Raw genomic sequence first — 18,248 nt, 5'->3', positions numbered from 1 at the left:
CATGACAGAGACAGCCCGCCGCTGGATACAGCGCCCCGAGCATTCGAACTGGGGCGACTTTGGCCCGGACGACCAGTTGGGCCGTTTGAACCTGCTGACGCCCGCGAAGGTGCTGGAGGGTGTCAGCGAAGTCAGGACGGGCCGCAATTTTTGCCTGAGCCTGCCGCTGGACTGTCCCGGCGGCGTCGCCCTGAATGTTCGACGCCATCCTCCGCAGGTGAGCCCGACAATGCGCGGGGACAAACCCAACATGACCTATCCGCTCTCGCGCGACAAACCGGGTCTGCTCGATGTGATTTGCGACGACACGGTGCACATGGCGCTCCAATATTCCACGCAGTGGGACAGCCTTGCGCATATGGGGCAGTGGTTCGACCTGTCTGGAACAGGCAAGCCGGAGATGGCCTTTTACAACGGCTATCGCGCCGGCGAGGACGTGATCGGCCCGATCGATTTCCGGCATGGCGAAGAGCACCTCGTCACCCGCGCGCCGGGTGCGTATCGCCTGGGCATCGAGAACATGGCGGCGTCCGGCGTGCAGGGCCGCGGTGTCATGATCGACCTGAAGCGTCAGTTCGGTACGCAAAAGATCGCGATTGGCTATCGTGAGTTGCAAGCGGCAATGGCGGCACAGGGTGTCGTGGTCGAGAAGGGCGATATGGTCTGCCTGCGCACCGGCACCGACGAGGCATTGCTTGCGATGGCGGGGCAACCGGACATGGATTGGCTGAACGCGCACTTCGCGGCGCTGGACGGCCGGGACCCGGAACTGCAGCAATGGATTGTCGATTCAGGTGTTGTCGCCTTGATTGCGGACAACGCCGCCGTGGAAATGTTGCCGGCACGTCCTGCCGCCACGCATTTCCACGCGTCGCATCCTTTGCATGATCTCTGCCTGTTCCGTTTGGGCGTCTATCTTGGAGAGTTGTGGCTATTGAGTCCGTTAGCGGATTGGCTGGCGGCAAACGGGCGGAACCGTTTTCTGCTGACCGCGCCGCCCTTGAGATTGCCGCGTGCAGTCGGCTCGCCGGTCAGCCCGGTCGCGACGGTCTGACGTCCCCTTCAGGACGCAAGCGGCGCGATCACTTGACCAGATCGTCAAGGCGCCGGTCATCAATGCCGGCGGGCTCCAGATGCGCAACCACATCGGCCGCCTCGAAAATCGATCGCACGGCCTCTTCTGCGTGGTCTCCAATGCTGTGGCCCTGTTCAACCGACATTGCGCCGTCCACCTCAACGTGAAACTCCACGAAGACACGATCTCCGCCATTGCGCGTGCGGATGTCGTGAACGCCTTCGACTCCTTCGCAACCGAGCACGGCGGACCGGATCCGCTCCCGGTCAGATGTATCGAGTTCCCGGTCGAGTAGCTGAATCAACGCATGCAGGGCCATGCCCCGCGCATTCCATAGCATGTAGCCGGAGATGGCCAGCGCGCCTGTTGCGTCGGCTCGCTTCCACGCAAGGAACCGGTCGAGGACCAGCGCGACCAGCACAGCGATGTTCACCGCAACGTCGGTGACGTAGTGAGCACGGTCGGCAGCAATGGCTGTCGATCCCGTTCGCTTGACGACATAGGTTTGTAATGCGACGAGGCCGCTTGCCGCAAGCATGCTGCCAATGATCACCCACAGGCCGAAGCCCATGTCGGTGAGCGGTTGGGGCACGAACAGGCGCTGGACTGATTCAATCCCGAGGCCCACGGCCGCGCCCGCTAGCAACAACGCCTGCACCAGTGCGGCCACGGCTTCCGCTTTGCCATGTCCATAACGATGACCCCGGTCGGCAGGGCGCCCTGCATAGCGGACGCCCACGAAGGTGACGAGGGATGCGACGACATCGACCAGGCCGTCGACCGCAGAGGTGAGCAGCGAGATCGAGCCAGTCGCAAGCCATGCCCAGGCCTTGACGCCGACCAGGATGAGGGCGACCGCGAGCGCCATGATCGAGGCGAACCGGCGCAGCTTTTGATTCGACAGGTGTTCGGACATGGGCACACGTCTCGCTTCGTAAGCCATCATGCTACGACAGCCGCATGCAAGCGATGGAAATGTGCGGCTTGATCAGTGTGCAGGTTGGGGAGCGTGCGTTGGTGTTTGACGGGAGCGCGCTTGCCCGACCTGTCAGACGGCGGCGGTGCGCTCATTCACCCGTTCCAGGAACGACCCAAAATAGGATTGCCCCCTTGCTTACAGCAGGCTCGAACTCGGCCTAAAACGCATTCATTCGCCGGCCGGCTTGCCTGGATTTGGCGAAACCCCCGTGTTAAGGATTTTCAGATTTCGGATCCGCCTGAAGCTGGGGTTGTCATGCAGCAGGCGGGCGGTGATATGCGCCACGGCAGCTTCACCGAGAAGATAGTCCGGCACGCCGGTGACCGTATGGTGAGTAACGTGGTGCTTGTAAGTTTCCGGCGCTTCTGCCGAGCTATGGAAAAAATCGACTTCGTACGTTGCCAAATTAAACTCCAATGGTGTGATCAATCGTTTAGCAACCATTGATGGCATCAATTCTATCAAGAGCCGGCAATAAGCGGGCGCGAGGACGGGTCAGGTGAAATGTCGAATTCCAACCGGAAGAGTTAGCGGCGGCGGTCAAGTTTGATAAAGGCCTTGCGTGTCTGAGCGCGTTTGGCGAAAAACTGGCGTTTGCAGACGATCGTCAAACGCGCCGTCTAGTTGGCTGCTTCACGTCGTTTTACGTGTTTTCGACCGTAAAGTGCCTCTGAAATGCGCGAACCGATGCGTTTTGCCACTTCGGTGACTCATGCGTGACAGCAGCGTGACCACCGCAAGGATAAGGTCCTTAAAAAGAATTGCCTTTGCGCGCCCGATTTGTGTTCCCCTAAGGGCGGCACCCACTGCGCCGGCATCAGGCGCGGGTGCCAGTCCTGCAGCGCTGCTGTATGACGGCCAATGGAGAAGTCATTAGAAATGAATCGCCAGATCGTAGAAGAGTTGCTAGCCGGGCACGGAGAAGGGAAGTTGGTCTTGAGCCATCGCATACGCGGCACTGACTTTGAAGTCATGGTTTCACTGTTGCAAGCGTCGGGAAATACGTACGTCCGGGATTATTGCGCCCGGGCGCCTATCCTCGCCGGTACAAGCGGACTGGGCGATGCGGTTGCGCAGACCTTCAAAGCCGTCCATACCGCCATAAATGGCGATCTGCGAGCCAAACCTGCCGGGATGTCGTTGTTTCAGTTTGTCTCCGACCCGACCAGACGTGACGTATTTGTCCGTCCATTCGACTAAAGAGCCATCACGCTTCATCGGCTCTGCCGTTCACTCAGGGCCCGGCGCGGCGCATTGCGCCTGGAGCAACTGGTTTGTCCGGACTGAACTGCTGAGGCAACGAACGGGTACGGCCGAAACCCGTGCCAATGGTCTTTCGCCAGGACGGCCTGGCCTGCCTGGCAACCCACAGAGAAAAATGATGGATCTTCGAACCGTTAAAGAAATCGCAAAATTGAAGGCTCAGGTCGGGCCGTTGCAAAGGCAATTCGCCGAGCGGTTGAACGCAGCCGTCGTCCAGGCCAAAAGCACGGCAGTCGCCGAATTCAAGAACCACTTTATGAAAGGCGGCTTCACGGTAGCAGGCGAAGCAAAGCGATACACCGCGACTTATGAGGGCATGCAATTCATTCTGGAAATTGCAGAGACCCGGGGGGCGCTCTCGCTTAGCGAGTTCCACCTTGTGCCCCCTGCGTTGCTCAACGAAGCCAGGCAGACCGTGCATATGATTCGCAAGGGTCCGCCTTCGTCCGGACGGCCTTCGGTTGTAGAACAGGCAAGTTTGCTCCTCGATGCGGAGCGGAACCTGGCAGACGCCCGCGCAGCGCTTTTGTCGTCGGCGCCCGAGTTCTGCTTTATGGTCGTGGAAGAGGAAAATACTGAACTGCCCACGGTTGACGCCGTGCTCGAAAACAGGCCTCTATTCGATACATTCGGAGAGTTTCTCGTCAGCGTTTATCCGCAATAAACAATGGCAAGTGCGGATGGCAAGTGCGGGACGCTTGCCAGCGTCCCGCCCGGGGTCCATGCCTGCGCGCTAAGTGGATGGGGCCGTCAGAAAAGGTGGCGAATGCCGAATTGCACGCCGGTCTCGCTTTGGCCACCGTCGGGTGTGAGCAGCGAGCCCGTTGTGATGCTGGCTCCAGCCATCTTGAACTGGGCCGAGTTGCTGTTGTTCAACCGTGACACAACAGCATACAGGCGCGTCCTCTTTGATACGTCGTAGTTCAGGATGGCGCTCATCTGGCGTGCGTTGTTGTCGAGAGAGGAACTGTCCGTGATAAACGCATATCCGGCGCCAACGCTGAGAGCGGGACTGAATCTGTAGTCGGCGGAGAACGACCAGGTATTGTGGTAATTGCCAGCCGCATTGCTTACCGGACCGACTGTTGGATCGTACTTGCCGGCTGGATTGCTTAGCGCATTGCCGGTAGTTGCAGATATCACTTCGTTCGCCCGGAAAAACGCGATATAGACTCTTCCGTGTCCATAGTCGTAATTGCCGCCGGCCATGATTTCCTGAACCCGGTTGGTGTTGGTTGCATTGGCCGCGTTCAGGTAAGCCGCCGCGAAATAAACCGGGCCTTGCGTTGTTTGCACGCCCGCCTGGTACACGGCGTTGCCCGCCAGCGTCCCGGGTTGCCCACCGACCGAATAATGCAGTTCGACCTGCGTGTTGGCGAGTTTGGGAGAGATGTAGCTGATGTCGTTATCGACTCTCGCCAGCCAGTTGGCAAAATTGTTATAGCCGGAGCCATAGGTTGCCGCACCAAAGGCATCCATATTCCCGCTCCACCCGAACATAGGCGTATTTTGGCGGCCAAACCTCACCTCGCCGTAGGGCGCTGAAATGCCGACCCATGCCTGCCGGTCAAACAGACGGTAGCTATTCTGCTGCTTTCCAGTTCCGGGATCGAAACCGCTTTCCAGCGCAAACGTGGTCTTGTAACCGTCGCCGAGATCCTCCGTTCCCCGCAAGCCCCAACGGCTTGTGAGTTCGCCGTTGTTGCCGAGCACATAAAGCGACGTGCTCTTTCCGCCGACCTTCGCGGATTGATAGCCGGCAAACTCGTCAAGGATGCCGTACAGGGTCAAGGACGACTGCGCATGAACCTGCCCCACGCCGGCCAGTCCTGCTGCGGCCATGGTTAGTAATGCTATATTTTTATAGTTGGCGTTTTTCACTTCGTCTCCTGTCGTTGCGTTAGTTCAGATTTGGTTCGATTGCATCAACGAGCCGGCTGGGGCGCCAGCAGCCTTTTCACGACCAGGGCGAGCGGAACGGTAAAGCAGAAGTGAGACATGAATCCGCCAATGATGACCGCTGGATCGTAGTAATTCGGGTGGTTGGTGGAGGCAATCATGATTGCCACATGCATGACGATCCAGGCAACAATGGCATAAAACAAGGCCACGAAAGTCGCTTCGTACCCGCGCTGACGGAAGTAAGGCCAGATAGCGGCGAAGAGAATGCCCCACGCCATCGAGAAAACGAAATGAATGCCCGTACCCACGATGTACGCCCATATACCAAGGGAGTCCTGCACCTCCTTGCCGAAAACCAGACCCGTAGCATTGCGGGGAATGCCGGCCAGGGGCATCAGGTGTTGCACACCGACCCAGACAACAGCCTCGTAAATCCAGATGATCAACGCACCGGTTACGCCGCCAATGATGCCCGCGCGGATCGTTGCGGCCAGGCCCGGTTTGTCCGTAATGCGGGACGTCAAACCATCGTCAAGATCCTTGCCGCTTACGCTAATGTTGTTGCCCATGTCTCTCTCCTCAAAGCTCGTTGTTAAAAAACGCGTGACCGCCAGGAACAGGCACACGTGGGGTCTGACTCCTTCTGTCAAGGTCAGGCGTCGGCCACGGGGTTGGTGATGAACCGGAGTGCGAGGCGGTTCATGACAATGGCGATAGCAGCAATGATTGCTGGAATGGCCAGTACCGAGAACACGGTCGCGAAGGTGAATCCGAGGGACAGCAATGCTCCGCCGATCAGAGACCCCAGGATCCCGCCAAGGCGGCCGAAGCCGAGCATCCAGCTCACGCCGGTCGCGCGAGCACGGGTTGGATAGCAGGTGGGTGCGAGTGCATTGAGACCCGTCTGCGCCCCGCTCATGAAGAAGCCGGCACAGGTCACAAGGATCGGGAGCAACGCCGACTTGAGCGTTCCCATTCCCAGCGCGAAGATGAAGACTCCGCCAAGCAGATATGAAGCGCCGATCACCGCATTACGATCCATGCGGTCCATCGCAAACCCGACGACAATCGCCCCCACCGTCCCGCCAAGCTGGAACATCCCGGTAATCGCCGCCGCCCGCTCCACGGGAAGACCGGCGTCCTTGATCAGCGTCGGCAGCCACCCCGTCAGCAAATAGATGATCAGCAATCCCATGAAGTAGGTGACCCAAAGCATGAGCGTGCTGAGTGCGTAGCCATCGGCGAACAACATCCGGACGGGTGCTTTGACGGACACCGCAGGTTCGGGTGCGGTAAACCTCACGTCGCGATCGAATACGTGTCCGCACACGCGTCCCAGCGTGGTTGCAATGCGCGCGGCGCCGAGATTTCGCACCAGCATCAGGCGGGCGGATTCAGGCAGGAGCCAAAGCAGCAACGGCACGCTCAGGATGGGGAGGATGCCGCCGAACATGAAGACGGCGCGCCAGCCGAAATGAGGAATCAGGGAGGCGGCAACGAATCCACCGGCTCCCGAGCCGAAATTGAAACCGGTGAACATGATGGTGAGGAGCAGCGACCGGCTGCGCGAGGGTACGTATTCGGCGAGCAACGTCGTCGAATTGGGCATTGCAGCGCCGAGCCCAAGCCCGGTCAGGAAGCGCAGCACCATGAGTTGCGTCGACGACTCCGCGAACGCGCACATCAGGCTGAACAGGCCAAAGCAGAACACCGAGCCAATCAGGACTTTTTTTCGTCCTACCCGGTCTGACGCGGGCCCGGCGACCAGCGCACCAATCGCCAACCCGACCATCGCGGCGCTCATGACCGGACCGAATGCGGTACGGCTGACGTTCCAGTCATGCATGATGACCGGCGCCACGAAGCCCATGACGGCGGTGTCGAGTCCGTCCATCGTGACGATCAGAAAACATAAGCCCAGTACCAGCCACTGGTAGGGGGCCATCTTGCGCGCGTCGATAAACGCCTTGATGTCGACTGAGTCCACAGGTTTCATGCATGTCTCCGGATAACAGGGTTATCTCTCCGGGTTCCATCGACCCGGAGTTCTATCTCTACGCAAGCGCAAGGCGGCTAACCGCCTGGCAAAATTTGAGAAAGTCAAACTGCATCGGGCACCTGGCGCGTCTTGAGGAACGCTTCGAGTGTTTCCCCCCGCATGCTCGCGTACATGCCCAGGTTCGTGATTTTCACTACCCGCGCAAACTTCTCAAGTACGAAGAAACACACGCCATAACGAATCAGTCCAAGCCAGTCCGTGTTGTCGACAAGCGTCCGCTCTTCCTCGGTCAGGCCCGCCAGGTCATAAGCAGACGTGCGGTCCTCGAGCCAGCGGTTTCGCGCCTGCTGCTCGCGCATTTGCCAGAAGAAACGATTCAGGCGCATGGCCTTGATGCTTTGCCGAATGTCGAACGGGTACGTGCCGGTCAGCTCTTCAATGCCAATCAGTTGCGGGTTCATTGCGCCACCTCGTCTTCGTACACCGTGACGGCCATCGCGGTGCTGGTCGCGAGGTAGTAGCTGCGGTGAATCTCGCGAATGGCAGGTCCAAGTGCGCCGCGCATGGCGAGCCACATGATGGTTTCCACGCTTTCAGCGCCGCCCAGGCGGACATAGTCGACGTGTTTCATCGCGGCGAGCCGCTGCGGGTCATGGACAATCAGGTCGAGGAATTCCATGTCCCAGTTGGTGTTGTTGAAGCCGCTTCGCTCACCGTGGACCTGATGCGACAGGCCGCCGGTGCCGACCACCACCACGTCGAGGTCCTGCTCGAACGATTCGATTGCACGGCGCAGCGCCTGACCCAGCCGATAGCAGCGGTTCGCAGTCGGCAGCGGATATTGCAAGACGTTGACTTCAAGCGGTACCAGCGCCAATGGCCATCCGCCCGCATGCGGCAACATCAGCGACAGCGGGGAGTTGCAGCCGTGATCCAGCGGCCGGTCTTGAAAGATGGTGAGGTCGAACTCGTCCGAGACCAGTTGCTCCGCAATGTGGATTGCGAGATCGGAGTGGCCGGCAATATCCGGCAGTGGACGTTTGCCGGCACCCTCATCGGCGAATTCGTGATTTCCGGACACGCCCAGCGCAAAGGTTGGGTAGCAGTCGAAGAAAAAGCTGTTGGCGTGGTCGTTATAGAACATCACCATCACATCGGGCTTGCGTTCCGCCAGCCATTTTGCGACCGGTTCGTAGCCTTCGAAGAGTGGCGCCCACGCGGGATCATTTTGTTTGCCCTTGTCGTACGCCATGCCGATCGTGGGTACATGCGATGTACCGATGCCACCAATGATCCTTGCCATGTCAATGCCTTCTGTTGCTTCAATCCACACATTTTTAAGCGCAGATTGAATAGTTGGTCCTGGTCCCTATTTCTGCTTCGGGACATATTGGGATACAAAGATATCAATGGTGGGTCATTGGACGAAGTGGCGGGTTAACCAGAATAAAGCCTGTTTACAGGGTTCTAAGGGGTTCCGTTGCGCTTGAAAATGAAACTGTAAGCTGTCAGAAGCCCGTCACATAAAGCGCTTTTGGTATCCTAAGTCCAACGCGCGGATGCATTTAATGAAACTGCGGATGAATACCTCATAAACAAAACAGATGGCAAAAAAACGAGGTCGCAATCAATCTCGCAAGCTGCCTTCCCAACGTGGTTGAAACGGCTTGCGCGCCGCTATACTTCTTGCAAACGAAGCAGGTAGACATGAACGAAACCACTCAGCAGGCTATCGTCCAGACGCTGCGCGAAAAGATCCTTTCCGGTGAGCTGGCGCCCGGCCAACGCCTTGTCGAAGCACAGATTGCGCAATGGCTTGGCGTGTCGCGAACGCCGTTGCGCTATGCATTGAGCGTGTTGTCGTCGCAGGCGCTGCTCGAACGTTCCGGCGCGCGCGGCTATGTCGTGCGGCGCTTCAGCGTGCAGGATGTCCTGAATGCAATCGATGTGCGCGGGACGCTCGAAGGGCTCGCCGCCCGTACTGTCGCCGAACGGCGGGTCGATGCCGGCCTCGAGAAATCGCTCCAGGAATGTCTGCGCGAGGGTGACGCCATCTTTAGCGCGGGTCGCCTGGGCGAGGGCGACGAAACACGCTATGCAGCCATGAATGGCCGGTTTCACGAACTGATAGTCGATGCCGCTCAGAACACTGCGATCAGCGCGGCGCTCAGCCTGAACGACAAGATTCCGTTCGTGTCGCCGTCCACGGTCGTGTTCGATGAAACCGCAAGGGAACACCAGTTCCTGATGCTGATGTATGCGCACCGCCAACATCACGCTATTGTGGGAGCACTGCTCAATGGAGAAGGTGCGCGTGTGGAGGCGCTCATGAAGGAGCACACCTATATATCGAAGGAAAGCCTGAATTTATCCTCGTCCAGATTTCATCTGATTTCCGGGGCGGCATGATTCCGGTCCTGCGTTTAGCGCTTGATTTGCAGCCTTATTTACTCCGGTGCCATTTGTGAGCAACCCCGAACTTCTCAACCTGGCCCATCTGCGCGCGTTCAGGCTTGTCGCGGAGACTGGCAGTGCGACGCGTGCCGCTGCCGCGCTTTTTCGGGCGCAGTCCGCAGTGACGCGCTCCGTGCAGGAGCTTGAATCAGCGCTGGGGGAGCCTCTCTTTGAGCGCAAGCCGTCGGGCATGTTGCCAACACCCACTGGCCGCGCGGTGCTCGAGCGTTGCGAGCGGATCATGGCCGAACTCGAGGAGTTGGCTTCGTTCCGTGCGGCGCAACAGTCGCGCCGGCGTGCCCCCTCGGAGGCGTTGCGAGCCTACCTCCTCAATACCCGGCGCCTCCAGATTTTCGTCGCGCTTGCGCGGCATCGACACATGCCGACTGCTGCGAACGCCTTTGGCATCAGTCAACCGGCCGTGAGCAGCGCCATACGCGTACTCGAGAGCGGGTCGGGCCTGAGCCTTTTTCATCGCAGCCCGCGTGGGATCCTGTTGACAGCAGAGGGTGAAACCTTCCTGCTGCATGTGCGGCGCGCGTTAAATGAATTGCGCCATATCCGGGACGATATCGCCGCGTTGCATGGCAATATCCAGGGCGCGGTGACCGTCGGCGCGCTGCCGCTCGGTCGAACCTTGATCCTTCCCGACGCGATTGCGCGAATGACCGCGCGGTATCCGGGTGTGCGCGTGATCACTGACGAGAGTGCCTATGAGACGCTGGTCGCGGGAGTACGCGCGGGCGACGTCGATTTCATCCTGGGTGCACTACGCGTGAACGACGCAGCAAGCGGCCTGCGGAACGAGCGCCTGATCTCGGACGATATGGTGGTGCTGGCTCGCCACGACCATCCGCTTGCGAACAAGCGCGGGCTAAAGATTGCGGAGTTGCGCGCTTCTCAATGGATTCTGCCGCGCAGTCACGCTCCCGCCCGGAGTCTCTTCGAATCCCAGTTCCGGCGAGTCAAGCTGAAGCCGCCCATGCCAACCGTGGAAACGGCCGACCTGGCGGTCATTCGCGGGTTGCTGTCGCGCACGGACATGCTGGCAGCACTGTCCGCGCAGCAGCTGTATTACGAGTGCGAGTCGGGACAACTGACTGTCCTCGACATTGCGTTGCATAACACGCAGCGCGATATTGGTTTAACCCTTCGCGCGGAGGGCACGCCTTCCCCCGCGGCGCGCGCGTTGATTGATGCAATTCGATTGGCTGTAGCCGACGTCGCGCGCGCAACCCGGGCTGCCAGTCACTTATCCCGAGACAAGGAACGGCATCAGGTTGGGTGAGCGAACTAGCGGCTGAACAGGGTCGCGGGAATACCGGCAACGCCGTCCATCAGCCATCTCGCCGTGCGAAGCAGGGCTGCACTGAGCACCTCGCGCTTGCCTGCATCGTCACTCATTACAAGCTCAACGGTGAATTCACCGGTTGGGTGTTCTACGGACACACGCTGCCGGCTTTCGGAATCTCGCAGGGTCGAAAGGCCGTCGCACACGGTGCCGGGGAGCACCGCCGCCGTCGCCACGCTAACGGCGCCCAATACGCCAATTGATGCATGGCATCGGTGAGGGATAAAACTGCGTGTGGAAATGGTGCCCGCATGGCGGGGTGCGGCAACCAGGCACATCTTCGGCACTGTGCGTTCGCTGACGTCACCGAGGTTCATCAGCGGTCCGGCTACGAGGCGGATTGCTTCTATTCGAGCCTTCAATTCTTCATCGGCGTCGAATTGTTCGCGGCTTTCATAACCTGTGCGTTCCAGATCATGCGCGCGTATCAGCACCAGCGGCATGCCGTTATCGATGCACGTGACTTCAATGCCATTGATGGTGTCTTTAAGGTGGCCTGTAGGCAGCAGCACGCCACAGGTCGATCCCGCGGTATCGCGGAACTCGAGCGGGATGGCGGCGGCCGTGCCGGGCACGCCGTCTATCCTCGCGTCGCCCTCGTACATGACCTGGCCGCCAGGCGTGGACACGGTTGCGACCGCAATCTGTCCTGTATTGGCCATGTAAATGGCGACCCGTGTGCTGTCCGGACGGGCGTCGACCAGGCCGCGCTCGATAGCAAAAGGACCCACGCCGGCCAGGATGTTGCCGCAGTTCTGTCCATAGTCGACGCGCGCTTCGTTCACCACGACCTGGGCAAACAGGTAGTCGACATCGGCGTCGTCGCGCGTGGAGCGTGAGACGATCGCGACCTTGCTTGTCAATGGATCGGCACCGCCAAGACCGTCGATCTGGCGCGGGTCTGGCGAACCCATCACCGCGAGCAGCACGCGATCGCGCGTAGCGGGATCGGCGGGCAAATCCGATGCGAGGAAATAGGCGCCTTTCGAGGTGCCGCCGCGCATCATCATGCAAGGAATGCGGGTCTGACTGCTTTTTGCGGACATCAGCGGCCCCTCACAGGTCCGACGCCGGATCGATGTAACGCAAGCCCCTCTCGGCGAGCCGTTCCCGCATTGCGTAGTAGTCAAGCCCGAGCGTGCCGCCTGCCAGCACCGAACGCGTCTTTTCTTCCTTCGCCAAACGCGCCTGCGCTGCTTCAGCTACGTGCTGCACCGTGTCGAACGGGACGACCACAACCCCGTCGTCGTCAGCCACGATCACATCACCCGGGTGGACGATCTGCTGTGCACAGACCAGCGGAATGTTGACCGAGCCCAGCGTTTCCTTGACTGTGCCTTGCGCAGAGATGGCCTTCGACCATACGGGAAAGTTCATCTCTTTCAGAGCGCGCACGTCGCGACACCCGGCGTCGATGATGAGGCCGCGCACACCGCGGGCCGCAAGCGATGTCGCCAGCAGCTCGCCGAAATAACCGTCCTCGCAGGGCGAGGTGGGCGCGACAACCAGCACGTCGCCTTCACGGCATTGCTCGACGGCAACATGCAACATCCAGTTGTCTGACGGAGGCACAAGCACAGTGACGGCCGAGCCGGCGATGGCGGCGCCGGAGTATATCGGGCGCATATAGGAGGCCAGCAGGCCGAGCCGGCTTTGCGCTTCGTGGACCGTGGCCGTGCCGGCCAGTTGCAGTGCGGCCACGGCACGCGCATCGGCGCGAGAAATTCCCGTCATTACCACGCCGCGCTTCATGCCAGGTCCCCGGTTACCGACGGCGTGACACGCATATAACCTTCGGCGTATTTGATATCGCGAGCGGCTGTAATGCCGATGTTGCGCTTGGCCTGGACGCCGCGCTGCAGTGCGACGCGCGTGTAGTAGTCCCACAGGTGTTCCTGACCGGCCATGCATTCGATCGCGCGCCGCTTGGTCTCCCATACCTCGGTGATGTCGAGGAACGTGTTGGGCACCCAGTCGCATTGCTCGGTTTGATGGGGTTCGAACGCGTACACCGGGGGCGCACCCACGACCTTCTGGCCCGGATTGTGCCCTTCGGCCTGCGCGATGATCCGCGCTTCCTGTGCGACGTGCATCGCAAGCGGATGATCGAAGTTGTAGGGATCCTTTTGCGAATGACTGAGCACGAATGCCGGTTGCAATTCCCGATAAACATCGACAAGGCGCATCAGCGCTTCGTCCGGCACGCGCAGAGGATAGTCGCCGAGATCGAAGAATTCCACTTCCGCGCCAAGAATCTCCGCGGACCGCTCGGCCTCTTCCCGCCGCGCCGCCTTGACCTTTTCAAGGGTCATTTCCCCCTTGCGCCAAAGCTTGGCGGATTCTCCGCGTTCGCCGAAGGACAGGCAAACCACCTTCGCCCGGTATCCGTTCTGTTTGTGCAATGCGATCGCACCACCCGCGCGCCACACGAAGTCTGCGCTGTGCGCGCTCACCACCAGCATCGATTTCTCTGCCATTTTCAGCTCACCGTCCTTGCGTCGTTGTTATTGATGATTATCGACTTCACGAGCGGGACGAGGGCACCGAATCTGCCGTCCGGGGCTATCGAATTTTCTTATCGGGCTGGTAACTTATGTGCGCTTGGCGCCCTGCAATTGCTCGACCGGGGGATGGATCAGAAGGCGTTACTCCACCGGAACGTTGCCAAGCATGGCGATATGGCGGGTTTCTGTTTCATCGTCTGCCGGAAACATGCATTCAATGCGCAACTCCTGGGCGGCGACGGTTTGCGGGGTTCCGACCGTGGTGACCATGGAAAAATAACTCAGCACCTGGTCATCTTTGACGAAACTGATGGGGATGACGGGCAGGGTGCGCGTGGCGGACACGGTGCTCAGCGCACGTGGCGATTTCCAGTCGGTTTGAACGTCGGGGTAGGCCAGCAGTGCGGTCAGTAATTCCTGGGTTTTTTCGTCGATAACGCGTCCGGCGGATTCGCGATAAACACGTTGGATCAGGCTTTTCGCCACCTCTTCCCAATTCGCAATAAACGGGCGCATTCCCGCCGGGTCGAACATGAGATGCAGCATGTTCCGTGGCCCCTTGCGAGCAGCCATGTCGATGAAGCAATTGAACAGCCGTGGCGTGGATTCATTGGTCATGAGCACGTTCCAGTAACGGTCCATCACCACCGCGGGAAAGGGTTCATGCTGACGCAAAATGCGTCCCAGCGCGTTGCTGACACTTTGCATTTCGAGTGCGTCCCACGCGCTCTCCTGATAGAGGGGCGCGTAGCCCGCTGCCAGCAACAGGGTATTGCGTTCGCGAAGAGGCACATCGAGCGCTTGAGCAACATCCATTAACATCTGACGGCTCGGCACGCTGCGCCCGCTTTCTATGAAGCTGATGTGCCGTTGCGACACGCCCGCATCGAGCGACAACTCAAACTGACTTTTGCCGCGCATATCCCGCCATTGGCGCAGCAGCAAACCGAGCTCATTAGCCGGCGGCTTCGTGTTGAGGCGCGCAGAATTCATCGGTCTCTCATTTGCAACAAGAATGGGGTGATTGTCCATGATCGACCGCGCGACGCATACGACTGTCGCCAACGTTCGCAATCTCTCGATACTCTCCCTACAGCAGAGGAGAATACTCTTAACTCCCGGAGTCAACAGGCCGCGGAGTTGTATCAGGCATCAGGTATCGGCGGTTGCAGCGATCGCGCACGGTTCGGCGCGAACCGAACCGTGCGCGCACTTCCTCCTCCTATCCGTTCTTCCCGTCAGGCAGGCGTCCAGGCCTGAGCCTTGAAGCGCTCTTCAACAGGCGTTCCCGTCATGTTGGTCGTAGTGGCGGCCATGGTGGACACGCCAATGCTCGCGATCACCTCGAAAATCTGAAGCGGTGAATACCCGGCGGCCGTGAACTCCTCGATATCCGCCTCGGCCACATTGCCTCGTTTTTCGATCAGGGCTTTTGACATGGCCGAAAGCGCCGCGTACTTGCGGTCGTCCGGCAATCTTCCCTCGCGGATCGCCTTGACGTCGAACTCCCTCATGCCGTCCTCAAGGGCAAATGTGGAGTGAGCGGCAACGGTCCAGGGGCACTTGATGGTGACTGCGTTCGTGAGCAACAGCACCTGTTTTTCGCACTCGTCCAGACTTCCACCATGAAAGCTCCCGAAGGCGCCGGCGAACCCGTTGAGAAGAACAGGGTTTCCCGCCATGGTTGCCATTACGTTTGGCAAAAAGCCAAACTTCTGTTGCAGCGCCTGCAGGGTCGGCCTGGATTTTTCCGGCGCTGATTCGGCTGTGTGAAGGGGAAAACTATGCATTCCTAAACTCCTTTCATTGATTGAACGAAACTGCGTGTATCTCCATGCGACGCTGGTTTTTCAACGCTGATACCGCAAGCAGATGAATGCCATCTTAGCGATTGCACGAATACGTTCAATTACCTCGGATGTAATAAAAGACCGGCCGGCGATCGCGGTTAGCCAGCGGCGCACAAGTCTTGTCACAAGGAGGAGAAGGGAAATGAAAGCTGAGGGGGAAACCGGGAACGCATGTCACGTTCCCAGCAAGGCTCCGGGGCAGGGCTGCCCCGGTTTGCTACGGCTTTGGCTGCTCCAGCGAGGACTTCAATTCCTTAGCCGCCTCTTCTATTCGCTTAGTCACAATCGCATACGCTTCGGTTTGAGCCTGCTGCGTTTTCTGAGCGATTTCCTGCATATCGGCAAGTGCCTGATGCAGCGCGTTTTGAACGACTTCGGTCGGATTGGACGAAGCTTTGGCCGGGGAGGTGGCAAACTGCTGCGCAATGCCCTGGAAGTCGCTGAGGGCCCGGCGCAGGATCTCGATCTGCTTATCTCGAAGCGCTTCCATGCCGCCGAATGCGACGCGGTTCGCGGCCGCCAAGGCTTCGACGTCTTTTCTGCGCGCATCCAGAATGGCCTGTACGTCGAATCCGGGAAGTTTGTATTGCTGGAACATCGCGGAAAACTGACTGAACGGGTCGCTGTACTCGGGCTTCGTCATGTGCCTCTCCCTAAGATATGTTCACGTTCGCGGAAACGTCGACGCACCCCAGGCGTGAAGGTGGCGCCCAACGCTTTTCGGATAGTACAGGCTAACGATCTTTACTGAATCCAAGGGAAAACGCGCACAGAACCAAGGTGCCGCGCCCGGCTGACTATCAGAAAGGATCGAGCGGCAGGCGCTGTTCGGCACGGTTTTAGCCAATCTCAAGGTCGATATCGTCAGTAAGCGTCAATAGCGTCAGGTCGCCCAAGCGGGAGTTCGGCTGCATTGGCTCGCGCAGTGCGTCGCGCCGCGCCGGGGGAAACACCCATGATTCGCTTGAATGCCCGGCTGAAAGCGGCTTCGGAGTCGTATCCAAGGGAGTTTGCCAATTCCGCCAGCGATGAATCCGTTTCTCGCAGCCGCGTGAGCGCCGCCTGCATTTTCCAGCGCACGGCGTAGTGCATAGCCGGTTCGCCGACAAGTTTCGTGAAGCGCGCGGAGAACGCCGAGCGAGACATGCCGACCGCGCCGGCGAGCGAAGCCACCGTCCAGGCGCTTGCGGAATCACGGTGAATCATGCCGATGGCTCGCCCGATCTGCTTGTCGCGCAACGCGCCGAGCCACCCTGTCTGCGCCTGGGAGGCTTGCGCGATCCAGGCCCGGATTGCGAGGATCACCAGGATGTCGGCGAGGCGCGTGATGACCGTTTCCCCTCCGGCATTCAGGTGCTGCGCCTCCGCGGCGACGAATCGCAGCGTGCTCTGGATCCACTCCATTTCGGGCGATTTCCATGTGTCGACGCAAATCAGCTTCGGCAACAGGCGAATCAGTTGATGCGCGGCCGGGTGATCGAAACGGACGAGGGCACAGATCATTGTCGTGGCCGCGCCGCCTTCCCCGTGGCGGAGGACTTCGTAGCGGTTGCTGAGCGAATCGCGCGGCAGATCGAAGAGTTTTCCTGGCCGGACGCCCGCCTCGCTCATCAGGCGGTGACCCGCACCGTGCGGGACGAGGGCGAGATCACCCGGGCGCAACAGACGAGGTTCCACGCCGTCGACTTCCAGCAGGCACTGGCCGGTCATCACGACATGAAACATCAGGCAATGCTTGAACGCGGGCAGTTCCAGAGCCCACGGCGCCGTAAATTCCGACCGGCAATAAAAGGTGCCGCTCATGCGCAGGAAGTGGAGCGCTTCGCCGAGCGGATCTTCGGGGGCGGGTAGTTCGGTCATGCGCTCAGTGTAATGCGAAAGGCTGCGCATACGTCTATTGGCATGGACGAAAGAGCATTAAACTGAGACTGATCGTCATTGTCTGTCCATAACTGTGGCATTACTCTGGATTCACGGTCACCGCACGATGCGGCGTTCATCTGGAGGAGAGGTCCATGAATACAGAAACCATCCTGGTGCTCGGAAGCACGGGCAAGACAGGTCGCCGGGTAGCAGAGCGTCTTACGGCTCTCGGTTTGCCCGTACGGCACGGTTCCCGGTCCGCCACGCCGCCGTTCGACTGGGAGAGCCCATCTACGTGGGCGCCCGTGCTGGAGGGCGTCAGGGCCGTCTACGTTAGCTACTACCCGGATCTGTCCGGCGCGGGCGCGGCGGAGGCGATCCAGTCTTTCACGGACCTGGCGGTAAAAAGCGGTGTGCGCCGCCTTGTGCTGCTCTCGGGGCGGGGCGAGCCCGAAGCGCAACGCTGCGAGGAGATCGTGAGCAAGTCCGGCGTCGAGTGGACGCTGCTGCGCGCAAGCTGGTTCGCGCAAAACTTCAGCGAGGCCCATTTCCTGGACCCCCTGCGCGAAGGCGAGCTTGCGCTGCCGGTCGCGAACATCGGCGAGCCGTTCGTGGATGCCGACGATATAGCGGATGTCGCGGTAGCCGCGCTCACGCAAGACGGCCATGCCGGCAAGTTTTATGAACTGACCGGTCCACGCTTGTGGAGCTTCGCAGAAGCGGTCGCGCAAATCGCGCAGGCGTGCGGACGGCCGATCCGCTACACGCAGGTTTCCATGACGGACTACGCCGCTGCACTCGACGAAGCCCGGCTGCCGACGCAAGCTGTTGACCTGATTCGTTACCTCTTCACGGAAGTGCTCGACGGCCGCAACACCTCCGTCAAAGACGGTGTTTTCCGCGCGCTCGGACGGCCGCCGCGTGATTTCGGCGACTACGTGCGGGAAACCGCGGCAACGGGCATCTGGAGTCAGCGGTAACGGTCCGGGTTCGCGCGGTCCTCAAGCT

General features: G+C 59.9%; 20 protein-coding genes. 6 read left to right on the top strand and 14 right to left on the bottom strand.

All coding sequences use genetic code 11. The annotated features are described in order from the left end of the window. Window position 1 precedes the first annotated feature (1 nt). A complete protein-coding gene (locus ABH944_RS08140; protein ID WP_404605777.1) occupies window positions 2-1,054 on the top strand; it encodes a cyclase family protein in 1,053 nt (350 codons plus the stop codon). A 28-nt stretch (window positions 1,055-1,082) separates the two neighbouring features. Here the strand turns inward: ABH944_RS08140 and ABH944_RS08135 are convergent, their stop codons facing one another. After that, window positions 1,083-1,991 (bottom strand): cation diffusion facilitator family transporter, encoded by a 909-nt coding sequence (locus ABH944_RS08135; RefSeq protein ID WP_404605778.1) that lies wholly within the window; start codon window positions 1,989-1,991, stop codon window positions 1,083-1,085. Between the two features lie 231 nt (window positions 1,992-2,222). Continuing rightward, window positions 2,223-2,507, bottom strand: a complete 285-nt coding sequence (locus tag ABH944_RS08130; RefSeq protein WP_404605780.1) for a hypothetical protein — start codon at window positions 2,505-2,507, stop codon at window positions 2,223-2,225. A gap of 426 nt (window positions 2,508-2,933) precedes the next feature. Between ABH944_RS08130 and ABH944_RS08125 the strand changes: the two genes are divergently transcribed. Together ABH944_RS08125 and ABH944_RS08120 are read left to right on the top strand one after the other, a co-directional pair. After that, a complete protein-coding gene (locus ABH944_RS08125; RefSeq protein ID WP_404605782.1) occupies window positions 2,934-3,254 on the top strand; it encodes a hypothetical protein in 321 nt (106 codons plus the stop codon). Beyond that, on the top strand, window positions 3,235-3,981 hold the full coding sequence (locus ABH944_RS08120) for a hypothetical protein (RefSeq protein WP_404605784.1): 747 nt from the start codon (window positions 3,235-3,237) through the stop codon (window positions 3,979-3,981). The genes ABH944_RS08125 and ABH944_RS08120 overlap by 20 nt, the downstream gene beginning before the upstream one ends. Before the next feature lie 86 nt (window positions 3,982-4,067). On the opposite strand, the gene ABH944_RS08115 is transcribed toward ABH944_RS08120, so the two are convergent. The 5 genes from ABH944_RS08115 to ABH944_RS08095 all read right to left on the bottom strand — a co-directional run bounded on the left by ABH944_RS08115 (window position 4,068) and on the right by ABH944_RS08095 (window position 8,521). Further along, entirely contained in the window at window positions 4,068-5,198 is a 1,131-nt protein-coding gene (locus ABH944_RS08115) for a porin (RefSeq protein WP_404605785.1), read from the bottom strand. Window positions 5,199-5,242: 44 nt separating this feature from the next. Then, window positions 5,243-5,788 carry a hypothetical protein gene (locus ABH944_RS08110; RefSeq protein ID WP_404605787.1) on the bottom strand — a complete coding sequence of 182 codons (546 nt, stop codon included), beginning with the start codon at window positions 5,786-5,788 and terminating at the stop codon, window positions 5,243-5,245. Between the two features lie 83 nt (window positions 5,789-5,871). After that, window positions 5,872-7,215: an MFS transporter gene (locus tag ABH944_RS08105; RefSeq protein ID WP_404605788.1), complete on the bottom strand. Its 1,344-nt coding sequence runs from the start codon at window positions 7,213-7,215 to the stop codon at window positions 5,872-5,874. Between the two features lie 104 nt (window positions 7,216-7,319). Continuing rightward, complete coding sequence (locus ABH944_RS08100; RefSeq protein WP_404605790.1) at window positions 7,320-7,679, bottom strand: protocatechuate 3,4-dioxygenase; 360 nt, start codon at window positions 7,677-7,679, stop codon at window positions 7,320-7,322. Beyond that, window positions 7,676-8,521 (bottom strand): gallate dioxygenase, encoded by an 846-nt coding sequence (locus tag ABH944_RS08095; RefSeq protein WP_404605791.1) that lies wholly within the window; start codon window positions 8,519-8,521, stop codon window positions 7,676-7,678. The genes ABH944_RS08100 and ABH944_RS08095 overlap by 4 nt, the downstream gene beginning before the upstream one ends. A gap of 404 nt (window positions 8,522-8,925) precedes the next feature. Here ABH944_RS08095 and ABH944_RS08090 point away from each other — a divergent pair, with 404 nt between their 5' ends. Then, entirely contained in the window at window positions 8,926-9,627 is a 702-nt protein-coding gene (locus tag ABH944_RS08090) for a GntR family transcriptional regulator (RefSeq protein WP_404605792.1), read from the top strand. A gap of 55 nt (window positions 9,628-9,682) precedes the next feature. After that, complete coding sequence (locus ABH944_RS08085; RefSeq protein WP_404605794.1) at window positions 9,683-10,960, top strand: LysR family transcriptional regulator; 1,278 nt, start codon at window positions 9,683-9,685, stop codon at window positions 10,958-10,960. 5 nt (window positions 10,961-10,965) lie between these two features. Here ABH944_RS08085 and ABH944_RS08080 read toward each other — a convergent pair whose 3' ends face one another. The 7 genes from ABH944_RS08080 to ABH944_RS08050 all read right to left on the bottom strand — a co-directional run bounded on the left by ABH944_RS08080 (window position 10,966) and on the right by ABH944_RS08050 (window position 17,237). After that, the gene (locus ABH944_RS08080) at window positions 10,966-12,069 is read right to left on the bottom strand and encodes a 4-oxalomesaconate tautomerase (protein ID WP_404605796.1); all 1,104 of its coding nucleotides are present in this window, start codon (window positions 12,067-12,069) and stop codon (window positions 10,966-10,968) included. A 10-nt stretch (window positions 12,070-12,079) separates the two neighbouring features. Then, window positions 12,080-12,775 (bottom strand): 4-carboxy-4-hydroxy-2-oxoadipate aldolase/oxaloacetate decarboxylase, encoded by a 696-nt coding sequence (locus ABH944_RS08075; RefSeq protein WP_404605798.1) that lies wholly within the window; start codon window positions 12,773-12,775, stop codon window positions 12,080-12,082. After that, window positions 12,772-13,500 (bottom strand): PIG-L deacetylase family protein, encoded by a 729-nt coding sequence (locus tag ABH944_RS08070; protein ID WP_404605799.1) that lies wholly within the window; start codon window positions 13,498-13,500, stop codon window positions 12,772-12,774. Before ABH944_RS08070 ends, ABH944_RS08075 begins: the two co-directional genes overlap by 4 nt. Window positions 13,501-13,668: 168 nt before the next feature. Further along, window positions 13,669-14,520: a helix-turn-helix domain-containing protein gene (locus ABH944_RS08065; RefSeq protein ID WP_404605800.1), complete on the bottom strand. Its 852-nt coding sequence runs from the start codon at window positions 14,518-14,520 to the stop codon at window positions 13,669-13,671. A 245-nt stretch (window positions 14,521-14,765) separates the two neighbouring features. Continuing rightward, window positions 14,766-15,317, bottom strand: coding sequence for a carboxymuconolactone decarboxylase family protein (locus ABH944_RS08060; protein WP_404605802.1), 552 nt, complete (start codon window positions 15,315-15,317; stop codon window positions 14,766-14,768). A gap of 277 nt (window positions 15,318-15,594) precedes the next feature. After that, window positions 15,595-16,020: a phasin family protein gene (locus ABH944_RS08055; RefSeq protein WP_404605803.1), complete on the bottom strand. Its 426-nt coding sequence runs from the start codon at window positions 16,018-16,020 to the stop codon at window positions 15,595-15,597. Between the two features lie 221 nt (window positions 16,021-16,241). Further along, a complete protein-coding gene (locus ABH944_RS08050) occupies window positions 16,242-17,237 on the bottom strand; it encodes an AraC family transcriptional regulator (protein WP_404605805.1) in 996 nt (331 codons plus the stop codon). Window positions 17,238-17,392: 155 nt separating this feature from the next. Between ABH944_RS08050 and ABH944_RS08045 the strand changes: the two genes are divergently transcribed. Continuing rightward, complete coding sequence (locus ABH944_RS08045; RefSeq protein WP_404605806.1) at window positions 17,393-18,220, top strand: NAD(P)H-binding protein; 828 nt, start codon at window positions 17,393-17,395, stop codon at window positions 18,218-18,220. The last annotated feature ends 28 nt before the right edge of the window (window positions 18,221-18,248 follow it).

Source organism: Caballeronia udeis (assembly GCF_044909315.1).
Lineage (GTDB): Bacteria > Pseudomonadota > Gammaproteobacteria > Burkholderiales > Burkholderiaceae > Caballeronia > Caballeronia udeis_A.
The sequence above is the reverse complement of the archived record's forward strand: the minus strand, read 5'-3'. Positions and strand labels throughout refer to the sequence as shown.

Excerpts from the sequence above, each read along its gene's own strand:
- ABH944_RS08140 (WP_404605777.1), top strand. The coding sequence starts at position 2 with ATGACAGAGACAGCCCGCCGCTGGATACAGCGCCCCGAGCATTCGAAC.
- ABH944_RS08135 (WP_404605778.1), bottom strand. The coding sequence starts at position 1,991 with ATGTCCGAACACCTGTCGAATCAAAAGCTGCGCCGGTTCGCCTCGATC.
- ABH944_RS08130 (WP_404605780.1), bottom strand. The coding sequence starts at position 2,507 with ATGCCATCAATGGTTGCTAAACGATTGATCACACCATTGGAGTTTAAT.
- ABH944_RS08125 (WP_404605782.1), top strand. The coding sequence starts at position 2,934 with ATGAATCGCCAGATCGTAGAAGAGTTGCTAGCCGGGCACGGAGAAGGG.
- ABH944_RS08110 (WP_404605787.1), bottom strand. The coding sequence starts at position 5,788 with ATGGGCAACAACATTAGCGTAAGCGGCAAGGATCTTGACGATGGTTTG.
- ABH944_RS08105 (WP_404605788.1), bottom strand. The coding sequence starts at position 7,215 with ATGAAACCTGTGGACTCAGTCGACATCAAGGCGTTTATCGACGCGCGC.
- ABH944_RS08100 (WP_404605790.1), bottom strand. The coding sequence starts at position 7,679 with ATGAACCCGCAACTGATTGGCATTGAAGAGCTGACCGGCACGTACCCG.
- ABH944_RS08095 (WP_404605791.1), bottom strand. The coding sequence starts at position 8,521 with ATGGCAAGGATCATTGGTGGCATCGGTACATCGCATGTACCCACGATC.
- ABH944_RS08090 (WP_404605792.1), top strand. The coding sequence starts at position 8,926 with ATGAACGAAACCACTCAGCAGGCTATCGTCCAGACGCTGCGCGAAAAG.
- ABH944_RS08080 (WP_404605796.1), bottom strand. The coding sequence starts at position 12,069 with ATGTCCGCAAAAAGCAGTCAGACCCGCATTCCTTGCATGATGATGCGC.
- ABH944_RS08075 (WP_404605798.1), bottom strand. The coding sequence starts at position 12,775 with ATGAAGCGCGGCGTGGTAATGACGGGAATTTCTCGCGCCGATGCGCGT.
- ABH944_RS08070 (WP_404605799.1), bottom strand. The coding sequence starts at position 13,500 with ATGGCAGAGAAATCGATGCTGGTGGTGAGCGCGCACAGCGCAGACTTC.
- ABH944_RS08065 (WP_404605800.1), bottom strand. The coding sequence starts at position 14,520 with ATGAATTCTGCGCGCCTCAACACGAAGCCGCCGGCTAATGAGCTCGGT.
- ABH944_RS08060 (WP_404605802.1), bottom strand. The coding sequence starts at position 15,317 with ATGCATAGTTTTCCCCTTCACACAGCCGAATCAGCGCCGGAAAAATCC.
- ABH944_RS08055 (WP_404605803.1), bottom strand. The coding sequence starts at position 16,020 with ATGACGAAGCCCGAGTACAGCGACCCGTTCAGTCAGTTTTCCGCGATG.
- ABH944_RS08050 (WP_404605805.1), bottom strand. The coding sequence starts at position 17,237 with ATGACCGAACTACCCGCCCCCGAAGATCCGCTCGGCGAAGCGCTCCAC.
- ABH944_RS08045 (WP_404605806.1), top strand. The coding sequence starts at position 17,393 with ATGAATACAGAAACCATCCTGGTGCTCGGAAGCACGGGCAAGACAGGT.